This is a genomic window from Mesorhizobium sp. CA16, assembly GCF_020165175.1.
GTDB lineage: Bacteria > Pseudomonadota > Alphaproteobacteria > Rhizobiales > Rhizobiaceae > Mesorhizobium.
In genome coordinates this window covers 12,261-33,322 of the sequence record NZ_JAIUHP010000018.1, presented here as the reverse complement: position 1 = coordinate 33,322, position 21,062 = coordinate 12,261, and the positions used below count along the sequence as shown (strand labels likewise).

The following is a 21,062-nucleotide window of genomic DNA, read 5'->3' as shown; positions in this document are numbered from 1 at the left end:
GCTCGGGACCGTAAACATGCAAGCGGCCGCGTTGACGCGGCCGCCCAATTCATCCGGTCAAAGCGCGGTTCGACGGAATATGCGAAGTCATCCCAGCCGGCCGCGCTTCAAATCGCCGTTACTCGGCGGCGGCCGCTTCCGGCAGCTTCACCGAACCGCCGGCCTTCTCGATTTTCTCGATCGCGGCCTTGGAGGCGCCGGCGACGTCGAAGGACAGCTTGGCTTTGAGTTCGCCGTCGGAGAGCACGCGCACGCCGTCCTTGGCGCGGCGGATGACGCCGGCGGCAACCAGGGCCTCGGCCGTCACGGTCGCCTTGGCGTCGAGCTTCTTGGCGTCGATAGCAGCCTGGATGCGGGCCAGCGACACGACCGTGAAGCTCTTGGCGAAGATGTTGTTGAAGCCACGCTTCGGCAGGCGCCGGTAGAGCGGCATCTGGCCACCCTCGAAGCCGTTGATGGCAACGCCGGAGCGGGCCTTCTGGCCCTTGACGCCGCGACCGGCGGTCTTGCCCGAGCCGGAACCGATGCCGCGGCCGAGACGCTTCTTGGAGTGCGTCGCGCCGTCCTTGTCACGCAGATCGTTGAGTTTCATGTTTCTTCTCCTGCCCTTCCGTTCAGGCCTCGTCCACGACGCGGACGAGGTGCTGGACGGCGGCGATCATGCCGCGCACCGCAGGGGTATCTTCCAGCGTGCGCCGCTTGTGCATCTTGTTCAGGCCGAGGCCGACCAGCGTCGCGCGCTGCTCCTTCGGCCGGCGGATCGGGGAGCCGATCTGCTCGACGGTGATGGTCTTGTTAGCTTTCTTGGCCATGGTCGAAATCCCTGGTCAGCGTCGACTATTCTTCAGCCGCAACGGCGGTGCCGCGGCGGGCCTGAAGGGTCGAGTACTTGATGCCGCGCGCGGCAGCCACATCCTTCGGATGCATCTGGCTCTTCAGCGCGTCGAAGGTGGCGCGAACCATGTTGTAGGGGTTCGACGAACCCATCGACTTGGCGACCACGTCATGCATGCCGAGCGTCTCAAAGACGGCGCGCATCGGACCGCCGGCGATGATGCCGGTACCCTGCTTGGCGGCGCGCAGCAGAACGCGTCCGGCGCCCCAGCGGCCCTCGACGTCGTGATGCAGCGTGCGGCCCGAACGCAGCGGCACGAAGATCATGTCGCGCTTGGCCGACTCGGTTGCCTTGCGGATCGCTTCCGGCACTTCGCGCGCCTTGCCGTGGCCGAAGCCGACGCGGCCCTTCTGGTCGCCGACGACGACGAGAGCAGCAAAACCGAAACGACGGCCGCCCTTCACCACCTTGGCGACGCGGTTGATGTGGACGAGCTTGTCCACCATGCCGTCGTCACGCTCTTCGCGCTCGCGGCCGCGGCCGCCTTCTCTACGTTCCTGTGCCATATCCTGTTCCTTGTTCTTTTCCGGAAGCACGGGTTGCTGTTTGCCGACGCCGCTTTAGGGTCGCCGGCGGCGAACTTTTCCTTTGCATGATCTTGTCCGAAAAGTCTGCAACTTTTCGCTGCGCGGACCTCTCGGTTCGGGATCAAGCATTAGAAGCTGAGACCGCCTTCGCGGGCAGCCTCGGCCAGCGCCTTGACGCGGCCGTGATAGATGTACGGGCCGCGGTCGAAGACGACTTCCTTGACGCCGGCCTTGGCGGCACGCTCGGCGATCAGCTTGCCGACCGCGGCCGCGGCTGCGGTGTCGGCGCCGGTCTTGAGCGAACCCTTGAGGTCCTTCTCCAGCGTTGAGGCGGCGGCCAGCGTGTGGCCGTTGGCGTCGTCGATCACCTGGACGTAGATGTTCTTCGAGGTGCGGTGCACCGAAAGCCTCGGACGCTCGCCGGCGACCTTCTTCAGCTGGCGGCGCACGCGCTGTGCGCGGCGCTGGATGGTTTCTTTGGGGCTTGCCATAATGTCAGTTCCTTGCCTTCAGAAAACGGGGGCAACCCTGTGCGGTAGGCCAAGCCTCCCGCGGCCGCTCCCCGCGGCGTTACACTTCTGCGGCTTGGCCCTTTTTCGAAAAGTCTGCAACTTCTCGGGGCCAGGCCTATTACTTCTTCTTGCCTTCCTTGCGCACGATGCGCTCGTCGGCATAGCGCACGCCCTTGCCCTTATAGGGCTCGGGACCGCGATATTCGCGGATCTCGGCGGCGACCTGGCCGACCTGCTGCTTGTCGATGCCCGAGACCGTGATTTCGGTCGGCTTCGGCACCGTGATGGTGATGCCCTGCGGCGTCTGATAGACCACGTCGTGGCTGAAGCCGAGCGCCAGCTGCAGGTTCTTGCCCTGCAACGCCGCGCGATAGCCGACGCCGGTGATCTCGAGCTTCTTCTCGAAGCCGTCCTTCACGCCCTGCAGGATGTTGACGATCTGCGTGCGCGACATGCCCCACTTGGAGCGGGCGGTCTTGGTCTGGTCGCGCGGCTCGACGGAGATCTCGTTGTTCTCCATCTTCACCAGCACTTCGTCGTTCACCACGAACTTCAGCTCGCCCTTGGGGCCCTTCGCCGTCACGGTCTGGCCGTTGACGGACGCGGTCACGCCTTGCGGCAGCGAAACGGGTTTCTTTCCGATACGAGACATTTTGTTGTCCTCGTCACTTCTTTCGTTTCAGGTTCCAGTTCCCGGGCGCGATCCCGAGAACCGAAGCCCATTCATCAATCTCGCGCCGGATCAGAAGATCTGGCAGAGGATTTCGCCGCCGACATTCTGCTCGCGTGCTTCATGGTCGGCCATGACGCCCTTCGGCGTCGAAAGGATGGCGATGCCGAGGCCGTTGGCGACGTGCGGGATCGACTTGGCCGAGACATAGACGCGACGGCCAGGCTTCGAGACGCGCTCGATCTCGCGCACAACCGGGGCGCCGTCGAAATATTTCAGCTCGATCTCGATTTCCGACTTGCCGTTTTCGAAGTCGGTCTGGCTGTAGTCGCGGATATAGCCTTCCGACTTCAGCACTTCGAGGACGCGGGCACGCAGACGCGAGGCCGGGGTCGAAACGCTCGACTTCTTGCGGCCATAGGCGTTGCGGATGCGGGTCAGCATATCGCCGAGAGGATCGCTCAATGACATCTCAGTGTCTCCTTACCAGCTCGACTTGACCAGGCCCGGGATCTGGCCGGTATTGCCCAGATCGCGAAGCGCGATACGCGAAAGCTTCAGCTTGCGATAGTAGGCGCGCGGGCGGCCCGTCACCTCGCAGCGATTGCGGATGCGGATCTTGGCCGAGTTGCGCGGCAGCGCCGAAAGCTTCAACTGGGCGCGGAAACGCTCTTCCATCGGCTTGGACTGATCCATGATGATGGCCTTGAGCGCCGTGCGCTTGGCGGCGTACTGGTCGGCGAGCTTGCGGCGCCGGTTGTTCTTCTCGACTGAGCTGGTCTTTGCCATTTCAGATGTTTCCTTTTTCGCTGCCGTTACTGGCGGAAGGGGAAGTTGAAGGCCTTGAGCAGCGCTCTTGCCTCGTCGTCCGTCTTCGCCGTCGTACAAACGATGACGTCCATGCCCCAGACCTGATCAACCTTGTCGTAGTTGATCTCCGGGAACACGATGTGTTCCTTGATGCCCATGGCGTAGTTGCCACGGCCGTCAAAGCTCTTCGGGTTCAGCCCGCGGAAGTCGCGAACGCGCGGCAGCGCGATGTTCACGAGGCGGTCGAGGAACTCGTACATGCGTTCCTTGCGCAGCGTGACCTTGGCGCCGATCGGCATGTTCTCGCGCACCTTGAAGCCGGCAATCGAGTTGCGGGCGCGGGTGACGACGGCCTTCTGGCCGGCGATCAGCGCGAGATCCTCGGCCGCGACCGAGGGCTTCTTGGAGTCCGCGGTTGCTTCGCCGACACCCATGTTCAGCACGATCTTGTCGATGCGCGGAACCTGCATGTCATTGTCGTAGCCGAACTGCTCCTGCATCGCCTTGCGGATGGTCTCGTTGTAGACCTTCTTGAGGCGCGGCTCGTTCTTGGCAGTTGCCTGCTTGGTTTCAGCCTTAGCCATTGATGACTTCTCCCGAACGCTTGGCGACGCGCACCTTCTTGCCATCCTTCTGGATGGTGAAGCCGACGCGGGTCGGCTTGCCGTCCTTGGGGTCGGCCAGCGCGATATTCGACAGGTGGATCGGCGCTTCCTTGGTGATGATCCCGGCCTCTTGCGACTGGGTCTGCTTCTGGTGACGGCGAATGAGGTTCACGCCGCGGACGACCGCGGTGTCTTCCTTCGGCTGCACCGACAGGACTTCGCCCGAACGGCCCTTGTCCTTGCCGGCAAGCACGACGACCTTGTCGCCTTTTTTGATCTTTTGCATTGGTCCGGCTCCTTACAGCACTTCAGGCGCGAGCGAGATGATCTTCATGTGGTTCTTGGCGCGCAATTCGCGCGGAACCGGTCCGAAGATACGGGTGCCGATCGGCTCTTTCTTATTGTCGACGAGAACGGCCGCGTTCTTGTCGAAACGGATCACGCTGCCGTCCGGGCGGCGGATGTCCTTGGCCGTGCGAACCACGACCGCCTTCATCACATCGCCCTTCTTAACGCGGCCGCGCGGAATGGCTTCCTTGATCGACACCACGATGATGTCGCCGACGGAGGCGTATTTCCGCTTCGAGCCGCCCAGCACCTTGATGCACATGACACGACGGGCGCCGGAATTATCCGCGACGTCGAGGTTTGTTTGCATCTGAATCATGACTGGCCGCCTTCTTCTTTTCTAACGGGACGGGTTTTTCACCCCTCCCCGGTCTGTCCAAAATTCGGTTCGTTCGCCCGGATCAAGCCTGATCCGAAGAGACGACAACCCAGCGCTTGTCCTTGGAAATCGGCTTCGATTCCTGGATGAACACCTGGTCGCCGACCTTGTGGGCGTTGTTCTCGTCGTGCGCCTTGTACTTCTTGGTCATGCGCACGGTCTTCTTCATCACGGGATGCGTGAAGCGACGCTCGACCTTGACCACGACCGTCTTCTCGTTCTTGTCGCTGACGACGGTGCCCTGCAGGATGCGCTTTGGCATGGTCTTAACCCTTCTTGGCCGCGGCTTTTTCCGCGGCGATGGTCTTGATGCGCGCGATGTCCTTGCGGACCTGCTTCACGCGCGCGGTCTTTTCGAGCTGGCCGGTGGCCTTCTGGAAGCGCAGGTTGAACTGCTCCTTCTTGAGAGCGGCCAGGTCGTCGGTCAGCTGATCCTGGGTCTTGGTCCGGATGTCTTCGGCTTTCATGATCGCCTGTCCTTATTCTGCGATGCGCTGCACGAAGCGCGTCTTGACCGAGAGCTTGGCGGCGCCGAGACGCAGCGCTTCACGAGCGGTCTCCTCGCTGACGCCGTCGATCTCGAACATGATACGGCCGGGCTTGACGCGCGCCGCCCAGTAGTCGACGGCGCCCTTGCCCTTACCCATACGGACTTCGGTCGGCTTTGAGGTGACCGGCAGGTCCGGGAACACCCGGATCCAGACGCGGCCGGCGCGCTTCATCTCGCGGGTGATCGCGCGGCGGGCCGCCTCGATCTCGCGCGCGGTGACGCGGTTCGGCTCAAGCGCCTTCAGCCCGAAACCGCCGAAATCCAGATTGGTGCCGCCCTTGGCGGCACCGTGGATACGGCCCTTGAACTGCTTGCGGAACTTTGTGCGCTTTGGCTGCAGCATCGTTCTAACTCCAAATTCTCAAATGTCTCAGGCGTTCTCGCGACGTCGGCCGCGTTCGCGCTCACCGCCAGCACCGCCGCCGCCATGCGCGGCATCGCCTTCGGTTGCACGGCGCTCGGAAGCCATAGGGTCATGCTCGAGGATCTCGCCCTTGAACACCCACACCTTGACGCCGCAGATGCCGTAGGCCGTGTTCGCCTCGGCCGTGCCGTAGTCGACGTCGGCGCGCAGCGTATGCAGCGGCACGCGGCCTTCGCGGTACCACTCCATGCGCGCGATCTCGGCGCCGCCAAGACGGCCAGAGCAGTTGATGCGGATGCCTTCGGCGCCGAGACGCATGGCCGACTGAACGGCACGCTTCATGGCGCGGCGGAACGCGATGCGGCGCTCGAGCTGCTGGGCGATCGACTGGGCGACCAGCGTGGCGTCGATTTCCGGCTTGCGCACTTCAACGATGTTGAGGTGCGTTTCGGACTTCGTCATCTCGGTCAGCTTCTTGCGAAGCTTCTCGATGTCGGCGCCCTTCTTGCCGATGATGAGGCCCGGACGCGCGGCGTGGATGGTGACGCGGCACTTCTTGTGCGGACGCTCGATCACGACCTTCGAGATCGCGGCCTGCTTGAGTTCCTTCTCAAGATACTTGCGGATCTTGAGGTCCTCGTGCAGCAGTTGGCCGTATTCGCCGGTGTTCGCGAACCAGCGCGAATCCCAGGTACGGTTGATGCCGAGACGCAGCCCGATCGGATTGACTTTCTGGCCCATTATGCGGCCTCCCCTTTTTCCTCGACTTCACGAACGACGATCGTGAGGTGCGAGAACGGCTTTTCGATACGGCTGGCGCGGCCGCGGCCACGAGCGTGGAAGCGCTTCATGACGATCGACTTGCCGACATAGGCTTCCGCCACGATCAGAGCGTCGACGTCGAGGTCGTGATTGTTTTCCGCATTGGCGATCGCCGACTCCAGCGTCTTCTTGACCGTGCCGGAAATCCGCTTGGCCGAGAATTCGAGGTCGGAAAGCGCTGTCGCGACCTTCTTGCCGCGGATCAGCGCGGCAACCAGGTTGAGCTTCTGCGGGCTGATGCGGATCGTGCGCAGAACGGCACGCGCCTCGTTATCAGCAAGCCTGCGCGGAGCTTTGGCCTTGCCCATGATTATTTCCTCTTCGCCTTCTTATCCGCGCCGTGACCGTAATAGGTCCGGGTCGGAGCGAATTCACCGAACTTGTGGCCGACCATGTCCTCGTTCACCGAGACGGGAACGTGCTTCTGGCCGTTGTAGACACCGAAGGTGAAGCCGACGAACTGCGGCAGGATGGTGGAGCGACGGCTCCACATCTTGATCACCTCATTGCGACCACCTTCACGAACCTTGTCCACCTTCTTGAGAAGGTAGCCGTCGATAAAGGGGCCTTTCCAAATCGAACGAGTCACTTGGCGTTACCTCTTCTTAGCTCTTGCGCTGATGACGCGAGCGCAGGATGAACTTGTCGGTCGCCTTGTTGGACCGCGTCTTCTTGCCCTTGGTCGGCTTGCCCCAGGGCGAAACCGGATGACGGCCACCCGACGTGCGGCCTTCGCCGCCGCCATGCGGATGGTCGACCGGGTTCATGGCCACGCCGCGATTGTGCGGGCGCTTGCCGCGCCACACGGTGCGACCGGCCTTGCCGTCGTTGATGTTGCCGTGGTCGGGGTTCGACACGGCGCCGACGGTGGCCATGCAAGAGCCGTGCACGACACGCTGCTCGCCCGAGTTGAGGCGCAGGATCGCCATGCCCTGGTCGCGGCCGACGAGCTGGGCGTAACCGCCAGCCGAACGGGCAACCTGGCCGCCCTTGCCCGGCTTCAGCTCGATGTTGTGGACGATCGTGCCGACCGGCATCGAGGCCAGAGGCATCGCGTTGCCCGGCTTCACGTCGACCGCTTCGCCGGCCACGATCTTGTCGCCGGCAGCAAGACGCTGCGGGGCCAGGATGTAGGACAGCTCGCCGTCGTCATACTTGATCAACGCGATGAAGGCGGTGCGGTTCGGATCGTATTCGATACGCTCGACCGTGCCGACGACGTCGTACTTCTTACGCTTGAAGTCGATGATGCGGTACGAACGCTTGTGACCGCCGCCGATGAAGCGGGCCGTGATGCGGCCGTAGTTGTTGCGGCCGCCCGACTTGGTCAGGCCTTCGGTCAGGCCCTTGACGGGCTTGCCCTTGTAGAGGCCCGAGCGGTCGACGATGACCAGCTGGCGGGTGCTCGGCGTTACCGGGTTGAATTTCTTAAGTGCCATTGTCCTGTCCTCGCGGCCTTGCTCAGAGACCCGTCGCGACGTCGATCGACTGGCCGTCGGCCAGCGTCACAACCGCCTTCTTGACGTCGCCCTGGCGGCCAACGGTGCCGCGGAAGCGCTTGATCTTGCCCTTGCGGACGAGCGTGTTCACAGCCGTCACCTTGACGCCGAAGAGAGCCTCCACGGCAGCCTTGATTTCCGGCTTCGACGCCTTCTTGGCGACGTTGAAGACGACCTGGTTCTGCTCGGAAGCCATGGTCGACTTTTCGGTGATCGCCGGCGAGACGATCACGTCGTAGTGACGGAGGTCGGTCATTTAAAGCGCTCCTCGAGAGCCTCGACGGCGGCCTTCGAAAGGACCAGCGTGCCGCGGCGCAGAATGTCGTAGACGTTGATGCCCTGGATGGGCAGCACGTCGATGTTCGGAATGTTGGTCGCGGCCAGCTTGAAGTTCTGATCAAGCTCGGCGCCACCGATGACCAGGGCGTTGGTCAGCCCCAGCGTCTCGAAATTCGCCACCAGCGCCTTGGTCTTGGCTTCGGTGAGCTTCAGCTCGTCGACGATGATCAGCGAAGCGCTCTTGGCCTTGGCCGAGAGAGCGTGCTTGAGGCCAAGCGCACGAACCTTCTTCGGCAGCTCGTGCTCATGGCTGCGTACGACCGGGCCGTGTGCCTTGCCGCCGCCGCGGAACTGCGGAGCGCGAGCCGAGTGGTGACGGGCGCGGCCGGTACCCTTCTGCTTGTACATCTTGGCGCCGGTGCGCGCGATTTCGGCGCGGCCCTTGGCCTTGTGCGTGCCCTGCTGCTTCTTGGCGAGCTGCCAGCGCACGACGCGCTGCAGGATGTCCTCGCGCGGGTCAAGGCCGAAAATCTCCTCGGAGAGTTCCACCTTGCCGGCGTCCTTGCCGCCCAGCGTTGTGATCTTGAGATCCATTATTCGGCTCCCTCAGTGGCCGGGGCTTCGTTCTTGGCGGCAGCGGCGCGGACCGCGGCCGGCTTCGGCGCATTGGCCGGCAGCGCAACCTTGGCGGCGTCGCGAACCAGGATCCAGGCGCCCTTGACGCCGGGAACCGCGCCGCGGATCAGGATCAGGCCGCGATCGGCATCGGTCGAGACGACCTCGACATTCTGCGTGGTGACGCGGGTGTCGCCCATGTGGCCGGCCATCTTCTTGCCCTTGAACACCTTGCCGGGGTCCTGGCGCTGGCCGGTCGAACCGTGCGTGCGGTGCGAGACCGAGTTACCGTGCGTGGCGCGGCCACCGCCCATGTGGTGCCGCTTGATCACGCCCTGGAAACCCTTGCCGGTCGAGGTGCCGGTGACGTCCACCTTCTGGCCGGCGACGAAATGCTCGACGGTCAGCTCGGCGCCGACGTCGATCATGTTGTCGGCGGAGACGCGGAACTCGGCCACCTTGGCCTTGGGCTCGACGGAAGCGGCGGCGAAATGGCCGCGCATCGCCTTCGACGTGTTCTTCACCTTGGCAAGGCCAACGCCGAGCTGGACGGCGGTGTAGCCGTTCTTCTCCTGCGTGCGCTGGGCCACGACCTGGCAGTTCTCCATCTGGAGAACGGTGACGGGAACGTGTTCGCCGGCATCGTTATAGATGCGGGTCATTCCCACCTTCTTTGCAATCACACCTGAACGCATCGGTTCAATTCCTTTAGAGTTCCGGGCCAGGGGCACCGCCCCTTACCGCTCTCTCATTCCCTTAGAGCTTGATCTCGACGTCGACACCGGCGGCCAGATCGAGCTTCATCAAAGCATCGACCGTCTGCGGGGTCGGATCGACGATGTCGAGCAGCCGCTTGTGCGTGCGCATCTCGAACTGTTCGCGGCTCTTCTTGTCGACGTGGGGCGACCGGTTGACCGTGAATTTTTCGATCCGCGTCGGCAGCGGGATGGGGCCGCGGACGTTGGCGCCGGTGCGCTTGGCGGTCGACACGATTTCGCGCGTCGAGGCGTCGAGCACCCGGTGATCAAACGCCTTAAGGCGGATGCGGATATTCTGTCCGTTCATGCGTCAATTCCTTGTTCTGGCGCGGCGCGGGCAGCTCCCGCGCCCGCGACAGATCGGTTTCAGTCCAAATTACTCTTTGATGGTGACGACGATGCCGGCACCGACGGTGCGGCCGCCTTCACGGATGGCGAAGCGCAGCTTCTCTTCCATCGCGATCGGCACGATCAGCTCGACGTCGACGGTGATGTTGTCGCCGGGCATCACCATTTCGGTGCCGGCCGGCAGCGTCACGATGCCCGTCACGTCCGTCGTGCGGAAGTAGAACTGCGGACGGTAGTTGGTGAAGAACGGCGTGTGACGGCCGCCCTCGTCCTTGGTCAGGATGTAGGCTTCGGCCACGAACTTCTTGTGCGGCTTGACCGTGCCGGGCTTGGCCAGAACCTGGCCGCGCTCCACGCCTTCACGGTCGACGCCGCGCAGCAGCGCGCCGATGTTGTCGCCGGCCTGGCCCTGGTCGAGCAGCTTGCGGAACATCTCAACGCCCGTGCAGGTCGTCTTGGTGGTCGGACGGATGCCGACGATCTCCAGCTCCTCGCCGACCTTGACCACGCCGCGCTCGACGCGGCCGGTCACAACCGTGCCGCGGCCCGAGATCGAGAACACGTCCTCGATCGGCATCAGGAACGGCTTGTCCAGCGGACGAACCGGCGTCGGGATATAGGCGTCGACCTGCGCCATCAGCTCGCGGATGGCGTCCTCGCCGATGGTCTTGTTGGAATCTTCCAACGCAGCCAGCGCCGAACCCTTGACGATCGGAATGTCGTCGCCGGGGAACTCGTTCTTCGACAGAAGCTCGCGAACCTCGAGCTCGACCAGCTCCAGCAACTCGGCATCGTCGACCTGGTCGACCTTGTTCAGGAACACCACGATCGAGGGCACGCCGACCTGGCGGGCAAGCAGGATGTGCTCGCGGGTCTGCGGCATCGGACCGTCGGCGGCCGAAACCACCAGGATCGCGCCGTCCATCTGCGCCGCACCCGTGATCATGTTCTTCACATAGTCGGCGTGGCCGGGGCAGTCGACATGGGCATAGTGACGGTTGGCCGTCTCATACTCGACATGCGCCGTCGAGATCGTGATGCCGCGCGCCTTCTCTTCCGGTGCTGCGTCAATCTGGTCATAGCGCTTGTATTCGCCAAAATACTTCGTGATCGCCGCCGTCAGCGACGTCTTGCCATGATCGACGTGACCGATCGTGCCAATGTTCACATGCGGCTTGGTGCGCTCGAATTTACCTTTTGCCATGTGATCTCTCCAATCCTGCTTGCCCGCGCGGGCCTTGAATTAAGGTCTCGTGCAACCCGCTCGAGTTACGCGTATTTCTTCTGAACTTCCTGGGCGACCGCGGTCGGAACCGGCTCGTAGTGGTCGAACTGCATCGTGTACTGGGCGCGGCCCTGCGACATCGAACGCAGATTGTCGACGTATTTGAACATGTTGGCCAAAGGCACCATCGCATTGATGACGACGGCGACGCCGCGCGCTTCCTGACCCTGGATCTGGCCACGACGGCCGTTGAGGTCGCCGATGACGCCGCCGACGTAATCTTCCGGCGTCACGACCTCGACCTTCATGATCGGCTCCAGAAGCTGCACGCCGAGACGCGGAGCGGCTTCCTTGAAGCAGGCACGGGAGGCGATTTCGAACGCCAGCACCGAGGAGTCGACGTCGTGGAAGGCGCCATCGACCAGCGTGGCCTTGACACCGATCATCGGGAAGCCGGCGAACGGGCCGGAACCCATGACGCTGTTGATGCCCTTCTCGACGCCCGGGATGTATTCCTTCGGAACCGCACCGCCGACGATCTTGGACTCGAAAACGAACTCTTCGCTCTCGGTGTTCGGCTCGAAGATGATCTTGACGCGGGCGAACTGGCCGGTACCGCCGGTCTGCTTCTTGTGCGTGTAATCCTGCTCGTGCGTGCGGGTGATCGTCTCGCGATAGGCCACCTGCGGGGCACCGACATTGGCTTCGACCTTGAACTCGCGGCGCATGCGGTCGACGATGATGTCGAGATGCAGCTCGCCCATGCCGGCGATGATGGTCTGGCCGCTTTCCTCGTCGGTCTTGACGCGGAAGGACGGATCCTCAGCCGCCAGGCGATGCAGCGCGAGGCCCATCTTTTCCTGGTCATTCTTGGTCTTCGGCTCGATGGCGATCTGGATGACCGGATCGGGAAATTCCATGCGCTCCAGGATGACCGGATGCAGCGGATCGCAGAGCGTGTCGCCGGTGGTCGTGTCCTTGAGGCCAGCCAGGGCGACGATGTCGCCGGCATAGGCTTCCTCGATGTCGGCGCGCGAGTTCGCATGCATCTGCAGCATGCGGCCGATGCGCTCCTTCTTGCCCTTCACCGTGTTGTCGAGCGAGGTGCCCTTGGTGAGCTTGCCCGAATAGATGCGGGCAAAGGTCAGCGAGCCGACGAACGGGTCGTTCATGATCTTGAACGCCAGCATCGACAGCGGCTCGTTGTCATCGGCATGACGCTCGATCTCGGCGTCGGTCTTGGCATCGACACCCTTGATGGCCGGCACGTCGATCGGCGACGGCAGGTATTCGACAACGGCGTCGAGCAGCGGCTGCACGCCCTTGTTCTTGAAGGCCGAACCGCAGAACATCGGGAAGAACTTGACCGCGATGGTGCCCTTGCGGATCAGCGCGCGGATCTCGTCATTCGACGGCATCTTGCCTTCGAGGTAATTCTCGAGCGCGGTCTCGTCCATCTCGACGGCGGCTTCGATCATCTTCTCGCGGTACTGCTCGGCCTTGTCCTTGAGGTCGGCCGGGATCTCAACGACGTCCCAGGCAGCGCCAAGGGTCTCGTCACGCCAGACGAGCGCGTTCATCTCGACGAGGTCGACGACGCCCTTGAACTCGGTCTCGGCGCCGATCGGCAGCTGCATGACGACGGCCTGCGCGCCGAGGCGCGAACCGATCATTTCCTCGGAGCGGTAGAAGTCGGCGCCGATCTTGTCCATCTTGTTGCAGAAGATCATGCGCGGCACGTGGTACTTGTCGGCCTGGCGCCACACGGTCTCGGTCTGCGGCTCCACGCCGGCGTTGGCGTCGAGCAGCGCGATGGCACCGTCGAGCACGCGCAGCGAACGCTCGACTTCGATGGTGAAGTCGACGTGTCCGGGGGTGTCGATGATGTTGAAGCGGCGCATCTTGCCGTCGCGACCCTTCCAGAAGGTCGTGGTCGCGGCCGAAGTGATAGTGATGCCGCGCTCCTGCTCCTGCTCCATCCAATCCATGGTGGCAGCGCCGTCATGGACTTCGCCGATCTTGTGCGACTTGCCCGTATAATAGAGGACGCGCTCGGTCGTCGTCGTCTTGCCGGCGTCGATATGCGCCATGATACCGAAATTGCGGTAGTCTTCGATCTTGTATTCGCGGGCCATGGGAGGTGCCTCTCAGTCTCGTTCGCGCTTTACCAGCGGTAGTGCGCGAAGGCGCGGTTGGCTTCCGCCATCTTGTGGGTGTCTTCACGCTTCTTGACGGCCGTGCCGCGGTTGTTGGCCGCGTCCATCAGCTCGCCCGAGAGGCGGTCGACCATGGTGGTCTCGTTGCGGTTGCGCGCGGCGGCGATCAGCCAGCGGATGGCCAGCGCCTGACGACGCTCGGGGCGCACATCGACCGGAACCTGATAGGTGGCGCCGCCGACACGACGCGAGCGCACTTCCACATGCGGCGCGACATTGTCGAGCGCCTGATGGAAGACGGTGACCGGCTCCTGCTTGGTCTTGGCCTGGACCTGGTCCAGCGCGCCATAGACGATGGTCTCGGCAACCGACTTCTTGCCGTCATACATGACGGCGTTCATGAACTTGGTGACGATCAGATCGCCGAACTTGGGGTCCGGATTGATCTCACGCTTTTCTGCACTGTGACGACGGGACATGGGAAACCCTTACTTCGGACGCTTGGCGCCGTATTTCGAACGACGCTGCTTGCGGTTCTTCACACCCTGCGTGTCGAGCACGCCGCGGATGATGTGGTAGCGGACGCCCGGCAGATCCTTGACGCGACCGCCGCGGATCATGACCACCGAGTGTTCCTGCAGGTTGTGACCTTCGCCGGGGATGTAGCCGATCACTTCAAAACCGTTGGTCAGGCGAATCTTGGCCACCTTGCGCAGCGCCGAGTTCGGCTTCTTCGGCGTCGTGGTGTAGACGCGCGTGCAGACGCCCCGCTTCTGCGGGTTCTGCTGCATGGCCGGGACCTTGTTGCGCTTCACCGGCGCCAGGCGCGGCTTGCGGATCAGCTGGTTGACGGTAGGCATTAAACCCTCTTGTCTCTCAATTCCGTGTCTGCCCTGTCAGGGGGCCGCTCAAAGCGTCATTTCCATACGCAAATTCGGGCAACACACCGCGTCTCGCGGTCCTGCCCGAACAAATTGCAGAGGAAGCGGTAGCCGCTTCATGCGCGCCGGAAATGTCTTTTCGCTCGTAAAACGAACCCTGTTTGAGGCAAACTCCAAAGCGTGTCGCTTCGGACAGGAGAGCCTCACATCGGTTCTGACGTCGCGGCTTCTACTCGCAACCCCAGGGTCCGTCAACCCCGGCGGGGCAAATATTGCGCCCAACGCGAGGCTGAGCAGCCATGCGGAAAACGCATGTAATTTTCTTGCGTCTTTTTTCAAGAGCGAGGAAGAAAGTGACCGGCTTTGCGCTGTCCTGTGGCCCGGCTTCGTGCCAAAAGGCGGCTTGCATCGGACAATCTCGGGGAAAACGAGGAATCAGCCCGTGAACGACAATGAAGAACGGCCGGTCACGATCATCACCGGACGGGTCTGGAAGAAAAAAGGCGGCAAGCCTGAAGGCGTTCATGTGATGCTTGTGGCGCCCGACGATGATTCTGCCGTGCGCCGCGCGCTCGAATCGCTTGCCGCCGAAGGTTACGCCGAGGCCGAGCTCGACCAGATCGGCGACATGGAGGGCGAGCCCGACGACGAGCCGCATCTGTCGGCCTATCAAGGCGCATTGGAGGGCGAGGTTTCGATCGTCACCTTTGAAGAGCCGATCTGAAAAGCGCGGCCAGCGTCATATTTGCCGGACTCGCCGGACAAACCTGCCCTGCCTAGACACACCTTTTCATTCCTTGGAGTTCCCATGACCAGCAATCCCATCAAGCTCGGCATCGTCGGCGTGGGAAAGATCGTCCGCGACCAGCACCTGCCGGCGGTCGCCAAGGACGGCAACTATCAACTGACAGCGGCGGCCAGCCGCCACGGCAAGGTGGACGGTATTGCGAATTATCCCAGCATCGAAGCGATGCTGGCGGCCGAGCCCAGCCTCGAGGCGGTCTCGCTCTGCATGCCGCCGCAGTTCCGTTACGACGCCGCGCGCACCGCGCTGGAAGCGAGGAAGCACGTGTTCCTCGAAAAGCCGCCGGGCGCCACGGTCAGCGAGGTCGAGCACCTCAAGGCGCTTGCCGAAAGGAACGGTGTCTCGCTCTTTGCCAGCTGGCATTCGCGCTACGCGCCGGCGGTGGAGGCCGCGCGCGCTTTCCTTGCGTCGGCCAGACTGACTTCGGCCGCCATCAACTGGAAGGAAGACGTGCGGCGCTGGCATCCGAACCAGGAATGGATCTGGGAGCCGGGCGGCTTCGGTGTGTTCGATCCCGGCATCAACGCGCTGTCGATCGCCACACACATCTTGCCTGCGATGTTCATCACCTCGGCCGTGCTCGATTTTCCCGAGAACCGCGCAGCACCGGTCGCGGCGCATGTCGGCTTCCGCACGTCGACCGGCTTGCCAGTGACGATGGAGCTCGACTGGCTGCAGACCGGCCCGCAAAGCTGGGACATCGTCGCCGAGACCGACAAGGGCAGGATGGTGCTGTCGGGCGGCGGCGCCAAGCTCGCCGTCGATGGGCGCATGATCCATGACGAGCCGGAGGCCGAATATCCGATGCTTTACAAGCGCTTCGCCGAGATTGTTCGCGCAGGAACGTCCGATGTCGACCTCGCGCCGCTGCAGCACGTCGCCGATGCGTTCATGCTGGGCAAGCGCAACGTGGTCGAGGCGTTCTTCGACTGAGGCGTCCTCATTCTACGATCGCGATGGTAAACCCGTCATAGCCCTTGGCGCCGACGGTCTGGATAGCGGTGCCGTCCAGCCGCTTCTCGCCGCCGATGAAAGAAAAAGCGGCGCGAGCGCCTTCGACATTGGCGTCGCCGCTGTTCTTTTTCACGACCGCGCCGTCGCGGATGACGTTGTCGCAGACGATGACCGTGCCTGAGCGCGAGAGTTTCATCGCCCAGTCGAGATAATTCGGGTTGTTCGGCTTGTCGGCGTCGATGAAGATCAAGTCGAACGGACCTGCATTTTCGCCTGCCAGCGCGGCAAGCGATTGCAGCGCTGGACCGACCCGCAGGTCGATCTTGTCTGAAACCCCTGCCCGCTCGAAGTTCGAACGCGCGACCTTGGCGTGGTGCGGATCGAGCTCCAGCGTCACCACCTTGCCGTCCGCCGGCAATCCCCTTGCCATCCAGATGGTCGAGTAGCCGCCTAGCGTGCCGACCTCCAGCACCTTCTTGGCGCCGCGAATACGCACCAGCAGCGATAGCAGTTTGCCCTGCGCGGCCGAGACGTCGATCGCCGGCAGGCCGTGGTCGCGGTTGGCCGCCAGCGTGGCATCCAGCACGGGGTCCGCTTCGAAAAGAGAGGAGACGATGTAGTCGTCGACAGTGGTCCAGGTTTTGCGGCTCATAACTCTTCCTCGTTGCATCAAGCCAAAATGCGAAAAGGGGCCGCGCGGGCCCCTTTTCTTGTTTTCTCATTTCATCGCGCTTACTGCGCGGCGTTGACCATGTCGGTCAGCATCGGCTCGGCGACCTCGACACCGGAGGCCTTGCGGCGCTCGTCGATGATGAGCTCGTCGCGCGAGGTGGCGATGCGCCTTATCTGGCTCATCGTGCCGCCCGTGCCGGCCGGGATCAGACGGCCGACGATGACATTTTCCTTCAGGCCCTGCAGCATGTCGGTCTTGCCGGCAACCGCAGCCTCGGTGAGCACCCTGGTCGTCTCCTGGAAGGAGGCGGCCGAGATGAAGGACGGCGTCTGCAGCGAGGCCTTGGTGATGCCAAGCAGCACCGGCTGACCTTCGGCCGGCTTCTTGCCGTCCTCGATCAGGCGCTCGTTGACCTCCTCCAGCTCGATCACATCGACGTGGTCGCCCGGGATGTAGGTCGAATCGCCCTGCGTGGTGATCTCGACCTTCTGCAGCATCTGGCGAACGATCACCTCGATGTGCTTGTCGTTGATCGACACGCCCTGCAGACGGTAGACCTCCTGGATCTCGTTGACGAGATAGGAGGCAAGCGCCTCCACGCCCTTGATCGCCAGGATGTCGTGCGGCGCCGGATTGCCGTCGAGGATGTAGTCGCCCTTCTCGATGACGTCGCCGTCCTGGAGATGGAACGGCTTGCCCTTCGGGATCAGGTACTCCACCGGCTCGAGCGTCGAGTCATGCGGCTCGATGATGATGCGACGCTTGTTCTTGTAGTCGCGGCCGAAGCGGATCGTGCCATCGATCTCGGCGATGATGGCGTGATCCTTCGGACGGCGAGCCTCGAACAGTTCCGCAACGCGCGGCAGACCACCGGTGATGTCCTTGGTCTTGGCGCTTTCCATCGGGATACGCGCCAGCACGTCGCCAGGCTTCACATGTGCGCCCGGCTCGACCGAGAGGATGGCCTCGACCGAGAGCAGGAAGCGTGCATCGCCGCCCTTCGACAGCTTGCCGACCTTGCCCTTGGCGTCCTGGATGGCGATCGCGGGCTTCAGGTCGTTGCCGCGCGGCGTCGAACGCCAGTCGATGACCTCGCGCTTGGTGATGCCGGTCGACTCGTCGGCCGTTTCCTGCACGGAGATGCCGTCGACCAGATCCTCGAACGCCACCCTGCCCTCGATTTCGGTGAGGATCGGGCGGGTATAGGGATCCCACTCGGCGATACGCTGGCCGCGCTTCACCTTGTCGCCATCGTCCACGAAAATACGCGAACCATAGGCGACGCGGTGCGTGGCGCGCTCCTTGCCGGTCTCATCGAGGATGAGCACCGCCATGTTGCGGCCCATGACCATCTGCTGGCCTTCCGAGTTGCGGACCACGTTGCGGTTGCGGATCTGCACCTTGCCCTCATAGGAGGCTTCAAGGAACGAAGAATCCACCACCTGCGCCGTGCCGCCCATGTGGAAGGTACGCATGGTGAGCTGGGTGCCCGGCTCGCCGATCGACTGCGCGGCGATGACGCCGACGGCCTCGCCCTGGTTGACGGGGGTACCGCGGGCCAGGTCGCGACCGTAGCAGACCGCGCACACACCGGTCCTGACCTCGCAGGTCAGCGCCGAACGGATGCGGACCGACTGCACGCCGGCCTTCTCGATCTGCTCCACATCGCGCTCGTCCATCAACGTTCCGGCCTTGACCAGCAGGTCGCCGGTGACCGGATGATTGATGTCGTCGAGCGAAGTGCGGCCCAGCACGCGCTGGCCGACCGAGGCAACGATCTGACCGGCATCGACGATCGGCTGCATGGTGAGGCCCTTGTCGGTGCCGCAATCCACGGAGTTGACGATGCAGTCCTGCGCCACGTCGACGAGGCGGCGGGTGAGGTAACCCGAGTTCGCCGTCTTCAAGGCGGTGTCGGCCAGACCCTTGCGGGCGCCGTGGGTCGAGTTGAAATACTCGAGCACGGTGAGGCCTTCCTTGAAGTTCGAGATGATCGGCGTCTCGATGATCTCACCCGAGGGCTTGGCCATCAGGCCACGCATGCCGGCGAGCTGACGCATCTGGGTGGGCGAACCGCGCGCACCCGAATGCGACATCATGTAGATCGAGTTCATCGGCTTCTGACGGCCGTTGTCCTCGAACTCCACCGCCTTGATGCGCGCCATCATCTCGTCGGCGACCTTTTCCGAGCACTTGGCCCAGGCGTCGACGACCTTGTTGTACTTCTCGCCCTGCGTGATCAGGCCGTCATTGTACTGCTGCTCGTATTCCTTGGCCAAAGCCTCGGTGTCGGAAACCAGCTTCAGCTTGGTGTCCGGGATCAGCATGTCGTCCTTGCCGAACGAAATGCCGGCACGGCAGGCGTGCGCAAAGCCGAGCGCCATGATGCGGTCGCAGAAGATGACCGTCTCCTTCTGACCGCAGTGGCGGTAAACGGTGTCGATCATCTTGGAGATGTTCTTCTTGGTCATCTCCTGGTTGGCGGTCTCATACGGCACGTTGACGTTCTTCGGCAGAAGCTCGCCGATGATCATGCGGCCAGGCGTGGTGTCGTAGATCTTCGACACGACGTTGCCTTCCGCGTCGACGCTGCGGAAGCGGCCCTTGATCTTGGCGTGCAGCGTCACGGCCTTGGTCTCCAGCGCATGCTGGAGCTCGCCCATGTCGGCAAACATCATGCCTTCGCCCGGCTCGTTCTGGTTGACGATCGAGAGATAGTAGAGACCGAGAACCATGTCCTGCGACGGCACGATGATCGGCGCGCCGGAGGCCGGGTGCAGGATGTTGTTGGTCGACATCATCAGCACGCGGGCTTCAAGCTGCGCTTCCAGGGACAGCGGCACGTGGACCGCCATCTGGTCGCCGTCGAAGTCGGCGTTGAAGGCGGTGCAGACCAGCGGGTGCAGCTGAATCGCCTTGCCTTCGATCAAGATCGGCTCGAACGCCTGAATGCCGAGGCGGTGCAGCGTCGGCGCCCGGTTCAAGAGCACCGGATGCTCGCGGATGACCTCGTCGAGGATATCCCAAACCTCCGGACGCTCCTTCTCGACCAGCTTCTTCGCCTGCTTGACGGTCGAGGAGAAACCCTTGGCGTCGAGGCGGGCGTAGATGAAGGGCTTGAAGAGCTCCAGCGCCATCTTCTTCGGCAGGCCGCACTGATGCAGCTTGAGCTCCGGACCGGTCACGATGACCGAGCGGCCGGAATAGTCGACGCGCTTGCCGAGCAGGTTCTGGCGGAACCGGCCCTGCTTGCCCTTCAGCATGTCGGACAGCGACTTCAGCGGACGCTTGTTGGCGCCGGTGATGACGCGGCCGCGACGGCCGTTGTCGAACAGCGCATCGACGGCTTCCTGCAGCATGCGCTTTTCGTTGCGCACGATGATGCCGGGCGCGCGCAGCTCGATCAGCCGCTTCAGGCGGTTGTTGCGGTTGATGACGCGGCGGTAGAGGTCGTTGAGGTCCGACGTGGCGAAGCGGCCGCCGTCCAGCGGGACAAGCGGGCGCAGGTCCGGCGGGATCACCGGAACCACCTTCATGATCATCCATTCCGGACGGTTGCCGGATTCCATGAAGTTCTCGACGACCTTGAGCCGCTTCAGGTATTTCTTCTGCTTGAGCTCGGACGTGGTCGAGGCCAGCTCCGAACGCAGATCGCCGGCAATCTTCTCCAGGTCCATGCCGGCCAGAAGGTCATGAATGGCCTCGGCGCCGATCATGGCGGTGAAAGAGTCCTCGCCGTACTCGTCGACGGCAATCATGTACTCTTCCTCGCTGAGGAGCTGGTTCTCCTTCAGCGCGGTGAGGCCCGGCTCGGTGACAATGTAGTTCTCGAAGTAGAGCACGCGCTCGATGTCCTTGAGCGTCATGTCGAGCAGCGTGCCGATGCGCGACGGCAGCGACTTCAGGAACCAGATATGGGCGACGGGCGCGGCGAGCTCGATATGGCCCATGCGTTCGCGGCGAACGCGCGACAGCGTGACTTCGACGCCGCACTTTTCGCAGATGACGCCCTTGTACTTCATGCGCTTGTACTTGCCGCACAGGCACTCATAGTCCTTGATCGGACCAAAAATGCGCGCGCAGAACAGGCCGTCACGCTCCGGCTTGAAGGTGCGGTAGTTGATGGTCTCCGGCTTCTTGATCTCGCCGAACGACCAGGACAGAATCTTCTCTGGGCTGGCAAGCGAGATCCGGATGGAATCGAACACCTGCGCAGGCGCCTGCGGGTTGAAGAGATTCATGACCTCTTGGTTCATGCCGTTCTCCTTTTCGGGGTCCTCGATAACCCCTTGCATCGATCGCGGACGAAATGTCCGCAGACTGGCCGGTCGAACCGGCCGAAGACTTCTTGGTTGAGCATGGTGTCGGCCGAAAACCGGTGACCGCT

The 21,062-nt window shown here is 63.0% G+C and carries 29 protein-coding genes; 2 read left to right on the top strand and 27 right to left on the bottom strand.

Translation table 11 applies throughout. The features are described 5' to 3' along the window. Positions 1 to 118: 118 nt before the first annotated feature. From rplO to rpsL, 25 genes are all read right to left on the bottom strand, one after another. On the bottom strand, positions 119 to 592 hold the full coding sequence (gene rplO / locus LB525_RS23000; RefSeq protein ID WP_140708828.1) for a 50S ribosomal protein L15: 474 nt from the start codon (positions 590 to 592) through the stop codon (positions 119 to 121). 22 nt (positions 593 to 614) lie between these two features. Next, positions 615 to 812: a 50S ribosomal protein L30 gene (rpmD, locus tag LB525_RS22995; protein WP_224547480.1), complete on the bottom strand. Its 198-nt coding sequence runs from the start codon at positions 810 to 812 to the stop codon at positions 615 to 617. A gap of 25 nt (positions 813 to 837) precedes the next feature. Further along, a complete protein-coding gene (gene rpsE, locus LB525_RS22990; protein WP_032933400.1) occupies positions 838 to 1,401 on the bottom strand; it encodes a 30S ribosomal protein S5 in 564 nt (187 codons plus the stop codon). A gap of 149 nt (positions 1,402 to 1,550) precedes the next feature. Beyond that, complete coding sequence (rplR, locus tag LB525_RS22985) at positions 1,551 to 1,913, bottom strand: 50S ribosomal protein L18 (protein ID WP_095765507.1); 363 nt, start codon at positions 1,911 to 1,913, stop codon at positions 1,551 to 1,553. Positions 1,914 to 2,052: 139 nt separating this feature from the next. After that, positions 2,053 to 2,586: a 50S ribosomal protein L6 gene (rplF, locus tag LB525_RS22980; RefSeq protein ID WP_095765508.1), complete on the bottom strand. Its 534-nt coding sequence runs from the start codon at positions 2,584 to 2,586 to the stop codon at positions 2,053 to 2,055. A gap of 90 nt (positions 2,587 to 2,676) precedes the next feature. Beyond that, on the bottom strand, positions 2,677 to 3,075 hold the full coding sequence (gene rpsH / locus LB525_RS22975; protein WP_066989600.1) for a 30S ribosomal protein S8: 399 nt from the start codon (positions 3,073 to 3,075) through the stop codon (positions 2,677 to 2,679). A gap of 12 nt (positions 3,076 to 3,087) precedes the next feature. After that, positions 3,088 to 3,393 carry a 30S ribosomal protein S14 gene (gene rpsN / locus LB525_RS22970; RefSeq protein ID WP_042642199.1) on the bottom strand — a complete coding sequence of 102 codons (306 nt, stop codon included), beginning with the start codon at positions 3,391 to 3,393 and terminating at the stop codon, positions 3,088 to 3,090. A gap of 26 nt (positions 3,394 to 3,419) precedes the next feature. Continuing rightward, positions 3,420 to 3,998, bottom strand: a complete 579-nt coding sequence (rplE, locus tag LB525_RS22965; RefSeq protein WP_095765509.1) for a 50S ribosomal protein L5 — start codon at positions 3,996 to 3,998, stop codon at positions 3,420 to 3,422. Then, positions 3,991 to 4,305, bottom strand: coding sequence for a 50S ribosomal protein L24 (gene rplX / locus LB525_RS22960; protein WP_095765510.1), 315 nt, complete (start codon positions 4,303 to 4,305; stop codon positions 3,991 to 3,993). Before rplX ends, rplE begins: the two co-directional genes overlap by 8 nt. Before the next feature lie 12 nt (positions 4,306 to 4,317). Next, positions 4,318 to 4,686, bottom strand: a complete 369-nt coding sequence (gene rplN / locus LB525_RS22955; protein WP_006205457.1) for a 50S ribosomal protein L14 — start codon at positions 4,684 to 4,686, stop codon at positions 4,318 to 4,320. 82 nt (positions 4,687 to 4,768) lie between these two features. Next, positions 4,769 to 5,008, bottom strand: coding sequence for a 30S ribosomal protein S17 (gene rpsQ, locus LB525_RS22950; protein ID WP_023675136.1), 240 nt, complete (start codon positions 5,006 to 5,008; stop codon positions 4,769 to 4,771). Positions 5,009 to 5,012: 4 nt separating this feature from the next. After that, entirely contained in the window at positions 5,013 to 5,213 is a 201-nt protein-coding gene (rpmC, locus tag LB525_RS22945) for a 50S ribosomal protein L29 (RefSeq protein WP_042642190.1), read from the bottom strand. Between the two features lie 12 nt (positions 5,214 to 5,225). Next, positions 5,226 to 5,639: a 50S ribosomal protein L16 gene (gene rplP / locus LB525_RS22940; protein ID WP_095765511.1), complete on the bottom strand. Its 414-nt coding sequence runs from the start codon at positions 5,637 to 5,639 to the stop codon at positions 5,226 to 5,228. Positions 5,640 to 5,666: 27 nt separating this feature from the next. Then, positions 5,667 to 6,401: a 30S ribosomal protein S3 gene (gene rpsC / locus LB525_RS22935; RefSeq protein ID WP_095765512.1), complete on the bottom strand. Its 735-nt coding sequence runs from the start codon at positions 6,399 to 6,401 to the stop codon at positions 5,667 to 5,669. Continuing rightward, on the bottom strand, positions 6,401 to 6,790 hold the full coding sequence (gene rplV / locus LB525_RS22930; RefSeq protein WP_006205462.1) for a 50S ribosomal protein L22: 390 nt from the start codon (positions 6,788 to 6,790) through the stop codon (positions 6,401 to 6,403). Before rplV ends, rpsC begins: the two co-directional genes overlap by 1 nt. A gap of 2 nt (positions 6,791 to 6,792) precedes the next feature. Continuing rightward, positions 6,793 to 7,071, bottom strand: coding sequence for a 30S ribosomal protein S19 (gene rpsS / locus LB525_RS22925; RefSeq protein WP_006205463.1), 279 nt, complete (start codon positions 7,069 to 7,071; stop codon positions 6,793 to 6,795). A gap of 16 nt (positions 7,072 to 7,087) precedes the next feature. Beyond that, the gene (rplB, locus tag LB525_RS22920; RefSeq protein ID WP_126084116.1) at positions 7,088 to 7,921 is read right to left on the bottom strand and encodes a 50S ribosomal protein L2; all 834 of its coding nucleotides are present in this window, start codon (positions 7,919 to 7,921) and stop codon (positions 7,088 to 7,090) included. A 22-nt stretch (positions 7,922 to 7,943) separates the two neighbouring features. Then, the gene (locus tag LB525_RS22915) at positions 7,944 to 8,237 is read right to left on the bottom strand and encodes a 50S ribosomal protein L23 (RefSeq protein ID WP_040983033.1); all 294 of its coding nucleotides are present in this window, start codon (positions 8,235 to 8,237) and stop codon (positions 7,944 to 7,946) included. Continuing rightward, positions 8,234 to 8,854: a 50S ribosomal protein L4 gene (gene rplD, locus LB525_RS22910; protein ID WP_095765514.1), complete on the bottom strand. Its 621-nt coding sequence runs from the start codon at positions 8,852 to 8,854 to the stop codon at positions 8,234 to 8,236. The genes LB525_RS22915 and rplD overlap by 4 nt, the downstream gene beginning before the upstream one ends. Further along, positions 8,854 to 9,570, bottom strand: a complete 717-nt coding sequence (rplC, locus tag LB525_RS22905) for a 50S ribosomal protein L3 (protein ID WP_224547478.1) — start codon at positions 9,568 to 9,570, stop codon at positions 8,854 to 8,856. The genes rplD and rplC overlap by 1 nt, the downstream gene beginning before the upstream one ends. Before the next feature lie 61 nt (positions 9,571 to 9,631). Further along, positions 9,632 to 9,940, bottom strand: a complete 309-nt coding sequence (gene rpsJ / locus LB525_RS22900) for a 30S ribosomal protein S10 (RefSeq protein WP_006205468.1) — start codon at positions 9,938 to 9,940, stop codon at positions 9,632 to 9,634. 69 nt (positions 9,941 to 10,009) lie between these two features. After that, positions 10,010 to 11,185: an elongation factor Tu gene (gene tuf, locus LB525_RS22895; protein ID WP_095765516.1), complete on the bottom strand. Its 1,176-nt coding sequence runs from the start codon at positions 11,183 to 11,185 to the stop codon at positions 10,010 to 10,012. Positions 11,186 to 11,250: 65 nt separating this feature from the next. Then, on the bottom strand, positions 11,251 to 13,341 hold the full coding sequence (fusA, locus tag LB525_RS22890; RefSeq protein ID WP_095765517.1) for an elongation factor G: 2,091 nt from the start codon (positions 13,339 to 13,341) through the stop codon (positions 11,251 to 11,253). A gap of 29 nt (positions 13,342 to 13,370) precedes the next feature. Then, positions 13,371 to 13,841, bottom strand: a complete 471-nt coding sequence (gene rpsG / locus LB525_RS22885) for a 30S ribosomal protein S7 (protein WP_027170372.1) — start codon at positions 13,839 to 13,841, stop codon at positions 13,371 to 13,373. 9 nt (positions 13,842 to 13,850) lie between these two features. Next, positions 13,851 to 14,222 carry a 30S ribosomal protein S12 gene (rpsL, locus tag LB525_RS22880; protein WP_006202128.1) on the bottom strand — a complete coding sequence of 124 codons (372 nt, stop codon included), beginning with the start codon at positions 14,220 to 14,222 and terminating at the stop codon, positions 13,851 to 13,853. Between the two features lie 463 nt (positions 14,223 to 14,685). Between rpsL and LB525_RS22875 the strand changes: the two genes are divergently transcribed. Next, complete coding sequence (locus LB525_RS22875) at positions 14,686 to 14,967, top strand: transcriptional regulator (protein WP_095765518.1); 282 nt, start codon at positions 14,686 to 14,688, stop codon at positions 14,965 to 14,967. Between the two features lie 84 nt (positions 14,968 to 15,051). Continuing rightward, complete coding sequence (locus LB525_RS22870) at positions 15,052 to 15,981, top strand: Gfo/Idh/MocA family protein (RefSeq protein ID WP_224547467.1); 930 nt, start codon at positions 15,052 to 15,054, stop codon at positions 15,979 to 15,981. A 7-nt stretch (positions 15,982 to 15,988) separates the two neighbouring features. On the opposite strand, the gene LB525_RS22865 is transcribed toward LB525_RS22870, so the two are convergent. Together LB525_RS22865 and rpoC are read right to left on the bottom strand one after the other, a co-directional pair. Further along, on the bottom strand, positions 15,989 to 16,654 hold the full coding sequence (locus LB525_RS22865; RefSeq protein ID WP_224547465.1) for an O-methyltransferase: 666 nt from the start codon (positions 16,652 to 16,654) through the stop codon (positions 15,989 to 15,991). Positions 16,655 to 16,734: 80 nt separating this feature from the next. Beyond that, positions 16,735 to 20,931, bottom strand: a complete 4,197-nt coding sequence (rpoC, locus tag LB525_RS22860; RefSeq protein WP_095765633.1) for a DNA-directed RNA polymerase subunit beta' — start codon at positions 20,929 to 20,931, stop codon at positions 16,735 to 16,737. Positions 20,932 to 21,062 lie beyond the last annotated feature (131 nt).

Coding starts and splice junctions, on each gene's coding strand:
- rplF (WP_095765508.1), bottom strand. CDS start 2,586: ATGTCTCGTATCGGAAAGAAACCCGTTTCGCTGCCGCAAGGCGTGACC.
- rplR (WP_095765507.1), bottom strand. CDS start 1,913: ATGGCAAGCCCCAAAGAAACCATCCAGCGCCGCGCACAGCGCGTGCGC.
- rpsE (WP_032933400.1), bottom strand. CDS start 1,401: ATGGCACAGGAACGTAGAGAAGGCGGCCGCGGCCGCGAGCGCGAAGAG.
- rpmC (WP_042642190.1), bottom strand. CDS start 5,213: ATGAAAGCCGAAGACATCCGGACCAAGACCCAGGATCAGCTGACCGAC.
- rpsH (WP_066989600.1), bottom strand. CDS start 3,075: ATGTCATTGAGCGATCCTCTCGGCGATATGCTGACCCGCATCCGCAAC.
- rplX (WP_095765510.1), bottom strand. CDS start 4,305: ATGCAAAAGATCAAAAAAGGCGACAAGGTCGTCGTGCTTGCCGGCAAG.
- LB525_RS22870 (WP_224547467.1), top strand. CDS start 15,052: ATGACCAGCAATCCCATCAAGCTCGGCATCGTCGGCGTGGGAAAGATC.
- tuf (WP_095765516.1), bottom strand. CDS start 11,185: ATGGCAAAAGGTAAATTCGAGCGCACCAAGCCGCATGTGAACATTGGC.
- rplV (WP_006205462.1), bottom strand. CDS start 6,790: ATGGGCAAGGCCAAAGCTCCGCGCAGGCTTGCTGATAACGAGGCGCGT.
- rpsL (WP_006202128.1), bottom strand. CDS start 14,222: ATGCCTACCGTCAACCAGCTGATCCGCAAGCCGCGCCTGGCGCCGGTG.
- rpmD (WP_224547480.1), bottom strand. CDS start 812: ATGGCCAAGAAAGCTAACAAGACCATCACCGTCGAGCAGATCGGCTCC.
- rpoC (WP_095765633.1), bottom strand. CDS start 20,931: ATGAACCAAGAGGTCATGAATCTCTTCAACCCGCAGGCGCCTGCGCAG.
- rpsN (WP_042642199.1), bottom strand. CDS start 3,393: ATGGCAAAGACCAGCTCAGTCGAGAAGAACAACCGGCGCCGCAAGCTC.
- rpsG (WP_027170372.1), bottom strand. CDS start 13,841: ATGTCCCGTCGTCACAGTGCAGAAAAGCGTGAGATCAATCCGGACCCC.
- LB525_RS22865 (WP_224547465.1), bottom strand. CDS start 16,654: ATGAGCCGCAAAACCTGGACCACTGTCGACGACTACATCGTCTCCTCT.
- rplC (WP_224547478.1), bottom strand. CDS start 9,570: ATGCGTTCAGGTGTGATTGCAAAGAAGGTGGGAATGACCCGCATCTAT.
- rpsQ (WP_023675136.1), bottom strand. CDS start 5,008: ATGCCAAAGCGCATCCTGCAGGGCACCGTCGTCAGCGACAAGAACGAG.
- LB525_RS22915 (WP_040983033.1), bottom strand. CDS start 8,237: ATGACCGACCTCCGTCACTACGACGTGATCGTCTCGCCGGCGATCACC.
- fusA (WP_095765517.1), bottom strand. CDS start 13,341: ATGGCCCGCGAATACAAGATCGAAGACTACCGCAATTTCGGTATCATG.
- rplO (WP_140708828.1), bottom strand. CDS start 592: ATGAAACTCAACGATCTGCGTGACAAGGACGGCGCGACGCACTCCAAG.
- rpsC (WP_095765512.1), bottom strand. CDS start 6,401: ATGGGCCAGAAAGTCAATCCGATCGGGCTGCGTCTCGGCATCAACCGT.
- rplB (WP_126084116.1), bottom strand. CDS start 7,921: ATGGCACTTAAGAAATTCAACCCGGTAACGCCGAGCACCCGCCAGCTG.
- rplE (WP_095765509.1), bottom strand. CDS start 3,998: ATGGCTAAGGCTGAAACCAAGCAGGCAACTGCCAAGAACGAGCCGCGC.
- rplN (WP_006205457.1), bottom strand. CDS start 4,686: ATGATTCAGATGCAAACAAACCTCGACGTCGCGGATAATTCCGGCGCC.
- rplD (WP_095765514.1), bottom strand. CDS start 8,854: ATGGATCTCAAGATCACAACGCTGGGCGGCAAGGACGCCGGCAAGGTG.
- rplP (WP_095765511.1), bottom strand. CDS start 5,639: ATGCTGCAGCCAAAGCGCACAAAGTTCCGCAAGCAGTTCAAGGGCCGT.
- rpsJ (WP_006205468.1), bottom strand. CDS start 9,940: ATGAACGGACAGAATATCCGCATCCGCCTTAAGGCGTTTGATCACCGG.